The following is a 1,984-nucleotide window of genomic DNA, read 5'->3' as shown; positions in this document are numbered from 1 at the left end:
GGAACTGGTTGATCTTCGAGCCGAAGGCCTTGCGCTCAGCCGTATAGGCAAGCGCCTTGTCGAGCGCCGATTGCGCGCCGCCGAGCGAACAGGCGGCGATGTTGAGCCGTCCGCCATCGAGGCCGGCCATGGCGATGCCGAAGCCGGCGCCTTCCGCGGCCAGCAGGTTCTCGGCCGGCACCTTGCAATCCTCGAAGATGACCTGGCGGGTCGACTGCATGTGCCAGCCCATCTTGTGCTCGTTGGCGCCGAAGGACAGGCCCGGCGCATCCTTGGGCACAACGAAGGTCGAGATGCCCTTCGGGCCGTCGCCGCCGGTGCGTGCCATCACGACATAGATGTCGCTGTCGCCGGCGCCGGAGATGAACTGCTTGGCGCCGTTCAAGACATAGTCGCCGCCGCTTTTCACCGCGCCCGTCTTCAACGCTGCGGCGTCCGAGCCGGAGCCGGGTTCGGTCAGGCAATAACTCGCCAGCCACTCCATCGAGGTCAGTTTCGGCAGGAAGCGCTGGCGCTGCTCGTCGCTGCCGAAGCGGTCGATCATCGAGGCCGCCATGTTGTGGATCGAGATGAAGGAGGAGAAGGCCGGGTCGGCGTGGGCCAGCGCCTCGAAGATCAGCACCGCATCCAGCCGCCCGAGCGCCGAGCCGCCGACATCGTCGCGCACATAGATGCCGCCGAGGCCGAGCGGCCCGGTCTCGCGGATCACATCGGCGGGGAAGTGCTTTGCCTTGTCCCAATCGAGCGCATTCGGCGCAACGCGGTCCGCCGCGAAAGCCTGGGCCATCTCCTGGATGGCGCGCTGTTCCTCATTGAGTTCGAACTGGCCAGCGCCCGCATCGACTGCAGCGTCCATGGCGTGCTCCCTGTCGCTTCAGGCCTTCTGGCCTGTCGTTTTTGGCTTTGCGCGCCGTCCAATCTAGACCAATGATGCCGCCGCGCAACCCGGACCGCTGAGAACCGGCTGTGCATGGAATGACTAACGGAGCTCTTGCGTGCCGACAATTTTCGATGATTTGCTTGAGCGATTCCAAGCCTATCTCGGCGGCGTCGACAGCGATCTCGTCGCCGACGAAGTCGCGCGCATCGGCTGGGACATGCCTGTGCGTTCTCTCGAGCCGCGTGCGCTTGGCTGTCTTAACCATCTCGATCGCATCGCCGAGCTTGCAACGCCCGACGCCACGCCGCTGACGCGGTTCGTTGCCGACCATCGGGATGCATTGCGCTGGGGGCAGACCTATACGGCCGCCGATTTCGGGCAGGGCTTCATCGACAATTACGGCTGGCTGGAGGTGTTCGGCACGCGCGGGCATTTCGTCAATGAAGAGGTCGCGGGCGGTCTGCTGATCCTCGGGCCGAACATCGTCTATCCCGACCATCACCATATCGCCGAGGAGATCTACATCCCGCTGACCGGAGGCACCGAGTGGCGGATGGGCGAGGGGAGCTTTCATAGGCGCGCTGCCGGCGAGGTCATTCACCACGCTTCCAATGTCAGCCACGCCATGCGCACGGGCACGGAGCCGCTGATGGCGCTCTATCTCTGGCGCGGCGGGCCGCTGGCTCAGAAATCGACGATCGGCTCAAGGGGCCGGAGCTGATGGCAAAAGCGATCATGCTGCAGGGCACGGGCTCCGATGTCGGCAAGACCGTGCTGGTGGCGGGACTTTGCCGCGCCGCGAAGAATCGTGGACTGAAGGTCAGGCCGTTCAAGCCGCAGAACATGTCGAACAATGCCGCCGTCGCCGACATTCCCGGCGATAAAGCCGGTGAGAATAGGGCCGGCGAGGGCGAGATCGGCCGCGGGCAGTGGCTCCAGGCGCTTGCTTGCGGCGTCCGTCCGACCGTGCATATGAACCCCGTGCTGCTCAAGCCGCAGAGCGATATCGGCTCGCAAGTGGTGGTGCAGGGCAAGGTCCTTGGCGAGGCGCGGGCGCGCGACTATCAGGCGATGAAAGCCGCACTGATGGATGCGGTGCTGGGT

General features: G+C 65.0%; 2 protein-coding genes and 1 pseudogene. 2 read left to right on the top strand and 1 reads right to left on the bottom strand.

The genetic code is table 11. The features are described from left to right. A partial coding sequence (locus EOD07_RS32520) for an acyl-CoA dehydrogenase family protein (RefSeq protein ID WP_127238164.1) occupies positions 1-856 on the bottom strand: 856 nt, incomplete at its 3' end. A 139-nt stretch (positions 857-995) separates the two neighbouring features. Between EOD07_RS32520 and EOD07_RS32515 the strand changes: the two genes are divergently transcribed. Beyond that, the gene (locus tag EOD07_RS32515) at positions 996-1,601 is read left to right on the top strand and encodes a dimethylsulfonioproprionate lyase family protein (protein WP_127238163.1); all 606 of its coding nucleotides are present in this window, start codon (positions 996-998) and stop codon (positions 1,599-1,601) included. Beyond that, positions 1,601-1,984, top strand: a pseudogene (locus tag EOD07_RS32510) (AAA family ATPase); the annotation flags it as partial. The gene EOD07_RS32515 and the pseudogene EOD07_RS32510, both read left to right, overlap by 1 nt.

It is taken from the genome of Mesorhizobium sp. M2C.T.Ca.TU.002.02.1.1 (assembly GCF_003997225.1).
The sequence above is the reverse complement of the archived record's forward strand: the minus strand, read 5'-3'. Positions and strand labels throughout refer to the sequence as shown.